Raw genomic sequence first — 5969 nt, 5'->3', positions numbered from 1 at the left:
GGTTTAGCCGCGCTGGGCCATGGATGGCCCATCGCGGCGACCCACGGAGCAATGCCGGAGAGAGGGCATGCCGAGCCCCAGCGAGGCACCGAGTGGTGGGGCAAAGCCTTTTGCTTCCTTTTTGGCGTTTGAAAAAGGGAGTCGCTGTAAAAGCGAAACCATAAGTGGCCGTTACCGCAGCAATGGATATGCACTCCGACAACCCATTTCACACAGGGCTTCCTGTGACGCCCCGCATCACCGTTGCGTACGGCTCAACTAATGCGTCGTCAGCGGAACGCGGAGCGTCCCTGGCGGCATTCCTTTGCTGCGCGTGGGAACGATCAATCGCGAGCAGGCTCGCTCCCACAGGGGATCCAGGCGCACCCGAAAAGTCAGGTCGGCTGTCAGGCCGCCTCGCTTTTGTTTTTGATCTGGGCGCCCCGTTAACCACGATGGCCGAACGCAGGCATTGCGCAGTGGGGAAAACGGCAGGACGCCGGTTTAGCCGCGCTGGGCCATGGATGGCCCATCGCGGCGACCCACGGAGCAATGCCGGAGAGAGGGCATGCCGAGCCTTAGCGAGGCACCAAGTGGTGGGGCACAGCCTTTTGCTTCCTTTTCGGCGTTTGGAAAAGGGAGTCGCTGTAAAAGCGAAACCCTAAGTGGCCGTTACCGCAGCAATGGATATTTACTCAGTCACCAACATCCTGGTCGGCAAGTGCACTGGCAATCAAAAACCAGTGCACTTTGCGCCAAGCCAGCCGCTGGCTAGAGCGCGTAGTTTTGTGTCGTGGGTTAGACGTTCGTCCTGACCTCCACCTGAATAACAACAAGATTTCTGGTGACCCATGAGCACAGTAGATCCGATCACCCTGGCAGTCGTGCGTGGCGCGCTCGAAACCGCGCAACGGGAAATGACCATCACCCTTGAGAAAACCGGTCGTTCAAGCGTTTTCAACCTGGCCCACGATTACTCCAACGCACTCTTCGATCACCTTCCGGAAATGATCCTGCAAGGCCAGGACATCCCGATTCACCTCGGATCGCTGATTCCGGCGATGAAATGCGTGGCCGGTTTCTTCGGCGATGACGTCCAGGAAGGCGATGTGATTTATCACAATGACCCCGCTTACATGGGCAGCCATATTCTCGACTGCTGCATGTACAAACCGGTGTTCTACCAAGGCGAGCTGGTGTTCTGGGCGGTGTGCAAAGGTCACCTGACCGACATCGGCGGACCGGTGCCTGCCGGCTACAACCCGGATGCCAGGGAAATCTACGCCGAAGGCTTGCGGATCCCGCCGGTCAAGCTCTGGTCCCAAGGCAAGCGCCGTGAAGACGTGATCAACCTGCTGCTGACCAACATGCGCGCCCGGGCCTATCAGGAAGGCGATCTCAACGCCCAGTACGGCGCCTGCAATGTGGGTGAACGGCATTTGCTGGAACTGCTCGATCGTTATGGCGTGGCGCAGGTGCGTGCGTGTATCGCCGAATTGAAAGACATGGCGGACCGGCACATGCGGGCCTTGCTGCGAGAAGTACCGGATGGCCTCTACAGCGGCACTGCCGTGCTGGAAGACTCGGGCCATGGGCTGGGTGAACTGTCGATCACCGCGCAAGTGGAAATTCGCGGCGACGAGGCGCACATCCTGATCAAAAGTCCGCCGCAGGTGCCGTACTTCATCAACTCCTACGCCGGCAACTCGGTGTCCGGGGTGTACCTGGGGCTGATGATGTTCGCCCAGGTACCGCCACCGTACAACGAAGGGCTGTACCGCTGCGTGACGGTCGACCTCGGCCCGCCGGGCACCTTGTGCAACGCCCAGGAACCGGCGCCCCACGTCAACAGCACCACCACACCGATGGAAACCCTGGCCGACGCGGTGCGCCAGGCCCTGGAACAAGCGGCCCCCGATCGGGTCACGGCCTCCTGGGGCCACGCCAGCGGGATCAACATTGCCGGCCATGATCCGCGCAATGGCAACGACGAGTACGTGACCATGGTGCTCGCCTCGATCATTTCCGGTGCCGGTGCGAACAAGGCCATGGACGGTTGGCCGGCGTGCGGTCCGTTGTGCTGTTTCGGCGCGTTGATGTCCGGTGATATCGAGTTGCTGGAGTACGCCTACCCGATCCTCATCCATCGCTACAGCCTGATGACTGACAGCGGTGGTGCCGGCGAATTTCGCGGTGGTTCTGGCACGCGAATCGAAATCGAACCGCTGGATCACGCGATGACCGTGGTCGGTTTTGGCGAGGGTCGACAACTGCCGACGTCTGGTGCCGCGGACGCGAACAACGTCCTGCTCGAACCGAAGCTGGGCCGATTGATTCACCGCAAGAACGACGGTGAGGAGCAGTCCTTTATCTACAACGCGCAGCTCATCGCGCAACCGGGCGAACGGGTGATCAACATCAACCCTGGCGGCGGTGGCTATGGCGATCCCCTGCGGCGCCCGGTTGCCAGCGTGGCCGACGACGTACGCAACGGCCTGGTGTCCCGCGAAGGCGCCCGCCTGGAATACGGCGTGGTGATCGACGGCAACGGCCAGGTCGATGACGCCGCGACTCGTGCGTGCCGCGCCACGCATTGATCGCCCCCCTTTGAGCTATCTGGAACCCCTGATCATGAGCAAGCAACAATATCGCCTGGGCATCGACGCCGGCGGCACCTTCACCGATTTCATCCTGGCCGATCGCAGCGGCAACGTGCAGTTGTTCAAGGCACCGTCGACGCCCCAGGACGGCACGATCGCCATCCGCAACGGGCTGGCGCAAATCGCTGACGCCATCGGCCGCACCCCCGCCGAAATCATTGGCGACTGTGACCTGTGCATCAACGGCACCACCGTGGCCCTCAACGCGTTGATCGAGAAAACCGGGGTCAAGGTTGGCCTGCTGTGCACCGAAGGGCATGAGGACAGCCTGGAAATCCGCCTGGGCCACAAGGAAGACGGCCATCGCTACGATGCCAGCTACCCGCCGGCCTACATGCTGGTGCCGCGTCATCTGCGGCGCCCCATCGGCGGCAGGATCCTCAGTGACGGCAGCGAATACGCCGCCCTCGACGAAAACGCGATTGCTGAAGCAATCGAGTATTTCCGCGAACAGGACGTCAAGGCCGTGGCCATTTCGTTCGTCTGGTCGGTGCGCAATCCGAGCCACGAACAACGCGCCGCCGAGAGGGTGCGCGCGGCATTGCCGGGTGTATTCGTCTGCACCGGCAACGAAGTGTTCCCGCAGATCCGCGAATACACCCGCACCTCGACCACCGTGGTCAACGCGTACCTGAGCCCGGTCATGGGCCGCTACATCGAACGCATCGACGCCTTGTTCGAAGAGCTCGGCGCGCAGCAGCCCACGCGCTACTTTCAATCCAACGGTGGCCTGGCACCCGGTGTGGTGATGCGCGAACGCGCGGTGAATGCGATCAACTCAGGGCCCGCGTCCGCGCCGCAAGCCGGGTTGTGCGTGGCGCAGCCATTCGGCATAGACAACGTGATCACGGTGGACATGGGCGGCACTTCGTTCGACATCACCTTGAGCAAGTCAGGACGCACCAACTTCAGCAAGGACACTGACTTCCTGCGCTATCGCATCGGCGTGCCGATGATCCAGGTGGAAACCCTCGGCGCCGGAGGCGGCTCGATCGCCTATCTCGACGATTTCGGCATGCTCCAGGTCGGCCCGCGCAGCGCCGGCGCCAACCCGGGACCGGTGTGCTACGGCAAGGGCGGCACCGAGCCGACCGTGACCGACGCCAACCTGGCCCTGGGTTACCTGGCCGACGGCGCGCTGTTGGGCGGCAGCATCCGGCTCAATCGCCAGGCCGCCATAGAGGCGATCCGGAGCAAAATCGCCGAACCCTTGGGCATCAGCTTCGAACGCGCGGCGATCGGCATCATCACCTTGGTCAACCTGAACATGGTCAGTGGCATTCGCCGGGTGTCGGTCGAACGCGGCTATGACCCACGGGACTTTGCCCTGATCGGCGCGGGCGGTGCGGCGGGCATGCACGTCATGCGCCTGGCCGAAGAAATCGGCAGCAAGGTGGTGCTGATTCCGAAAGTGGCTTCCGGGCTGTGCGCCTACGGGCAGATTCTTTCCGATATCCGCTACGACCAATTGACCACGCTGCCGATGCGCCTCGACGACGAACTGGTCGACCTGCCGTTGCTCAACCAGACCTTGCGTGACCTGCGCGAGCGCGGGATGAAAAACCTGCGCGACGATGGCTTTGGCGCTGGTAATAACGTCCAGTGCCTCTACAACCTGGAGATCCGCTACCTCGGTCAGATTCACGAGTGCAGCGTCGAGCTGACCTGCGATCAGCTGGATCAGTCGGGCCTGGTTGCGTTGCGTGAGGCGTTCCATACCCGGCACAAGGCGCTGTTCTCCTACAGCGAAACCGAGAGCCCGGTAGAACTGGTGAACCTCGAGTGCTCGGTAATTGCGCGCCTGCAACGTCCGCCCATGCCGGAACTACCGCCGGCTATCGATGATGTCGCGCCTAAGGCCACCGATCATCGGTCGATGTTGTTCAGCGCCCAGTCGTCCTGGCAGCAAACGCCGGTGTACAACGGTGACCGCTTGCAATCGGGGCAAACGGTAAAAGGCCCCTGCGTGATCGAAGAGGCGACCACCAACATCGTTGTCCCTCCTGGCTGGCAGGCCACGCTCGCGCCATCGGCCACCTACCGGCTGACACCCGGTGATTGACCGCCCGTAGACATTGGCAAATGATGGCAACCCAACGGTGCCGACGGCTTTTTTTGCGTCGGCACCGTCCTCATAATAAAAAAGATACGAGGGCAGCCATGGCCTACAAACTCTCCACACGCTCCTGGCCAGACAGTCAACGCCAGCCGCTCTGGGCCCAGGCCATTGGCAGTGCCTACTTTCCGCTGTCCCTGGAATTCGCACCTGACCGCCCTTTCAGCGGCAGCCTGCAGATCTGGGAAACCGGCAGCACCGCGCTAACCCTTTCTCGCTTGCGCTCCAGCCAACTGGGCTATTCGCGCAGCAAAGCCCAGGTCAGCGAAGACCACGAAGCCTGCTACCTCGTCACCGTACCGCGGCGCAGCGAAGTGCATTTCGAACAGGACGGCCGCGCCTTGCATTGCCAACCGGGTGGTTTCATCTTCGAACGGGGCGACGCGCCCTACCGCTTTCACTATGCCAGCGACAACGATCTGTGGGTGTTCAAGCTCCCCGAACGCGCGCTGCATGGCCAATTGCGCGGAGCCGAACGCTACACGCGCCTGTGCTTCGACGCCAGGCGCGCACTCGGGCGGGTCTTTGTCGACCAACTGGCGATGTGCGCCGCACGTTTCGACGAGTGCGACGAGGCCGCCCGGCATATGCTGCTGGAGCAGGCCCTTTCGACGTTGTTGATGGCATTGCGTGATGATGAGCGGGTGCTGAGCAGCGAAAGCTCGAACCTGGCCGCCCTGCATTTGCAACGCATAGAGCAATACGTCGACCAGCAACTGGGCAACCCGGACCTGGCGCCGCCAATGATCGCCGAGGCCTGTGGGCTGTCCGTACGCTATGTGCATAAACTCTTCAGCACCACGCCCTACAGCCTCGGGGAATGGATTCGCCTGCGCCGCCTTGAGGCGGTCAACAGAGGCCTGCGCGACCCCAACTGCCACCTGTCGATCGGCGAGCTGGCCATGCGCTGGGGCTTCAGCGACCAGGCGCAATTTACCCGAAGCTTTCGCCAGCACTTTGGGTGTACGGCCAGGGAAGTGCGCAGTGGGTTTCGGTTGGCTGCGTCTTCGAATATTGGTGTCTGAGGCAGGTTTCAGCTCTGACAGCCGAGCCGTTCCCTTGGTGTACATATCCATTCCTGCGGTAACGACCACTCAGGGTTCCGCTTTAACTGTAGGAGCCAGGCTTGCCGGCGAAGGCGTCCTGGCAGGCGATAATTGTCTTTCAGGCGTACATATCCATTGCTGCGGTAACGACCACTTGGGGTTTCGCCC

3 protein-coding genes are annotated in these 5969 nt (G+C 62.0%); all 3 read left to right on the top strand.

What is annotated here, in order from left to right:
• The first annotated feature begins 830 nt into the window (after positions 1 to 830).
• The 3 genes from capB (at position 831) to AC1Q8Q_RS32020 (ending at position 5780) form a co-directional block, all read left to right on the top strand.
• On the top strand, positions 831 to 2576 hold the full coding sequence (gene capB / locus AC1Q8Q_RS32030) for a caprolactamase subunit beta (protein ID WP_168757892.1): 1746 nt from the start codon (positions 831 to 833) through the stop codon (positions 2574 to 2576).
• Positions 2577 to 2610: 34 nt separating this feature from the next.
• On the top strand, positions 2611 to 4701 hold the full coding sequence (gene capA, locus AC1Q8Q_RS32025) for a caprolactamase subunit alpha (RefSeq protein ID WP_168757891.1): 2091 nt from the start codon (positions 2611 to 2613) through the stop codon (positions 4699 to 4701).
• A 98-nt stretch (positions 4702 to 4799) separates the two neighbouring features.
• On the top strand, positions 4800 to 5780 hold the full coding sequence (locus AC1Q8Q_RS32020) for an AraC-like ligand-binding domain-containing protein (RefSeq protein WP_168757890.1): 981 nt from the start codon (positions 4800 to 4802) through the stop codon (positions 5778 to 5780).
• Positions 5781 to 5969 lie beyond the last annotated feature (189 nt).

This window comes from Pseudomonas sp. GW823-FHT06B06, from assembly GCF_058795195.1.
This window is presented reverse-complemented; position numbering and strand designations above follow the sequence as displayed.

Bases quoted from the DNA above. Each gene is read 5' to 3' on its own strand.
- capA (WP_168757891.1), top strand. From the start codon at position 2,611: ATGAGCAAGCAACAATATCGCCTGGGCATCGACGCCGGCGGCACCTTC.
- AC1Q8Q_RS32020 (WP_168757890.1), top strand. From the start codon at position 4,800: ATGGCCTACAAACTCTCCACACGCTCCTGGCCAGACAGTCAACGCCAG.
- capB (WP_168757892.1), top strand. From the start codon at position 831: ATGAGCACAGTAGATCCGATCACCCTGGCAGTCGTGCGTGGCGCGCTC.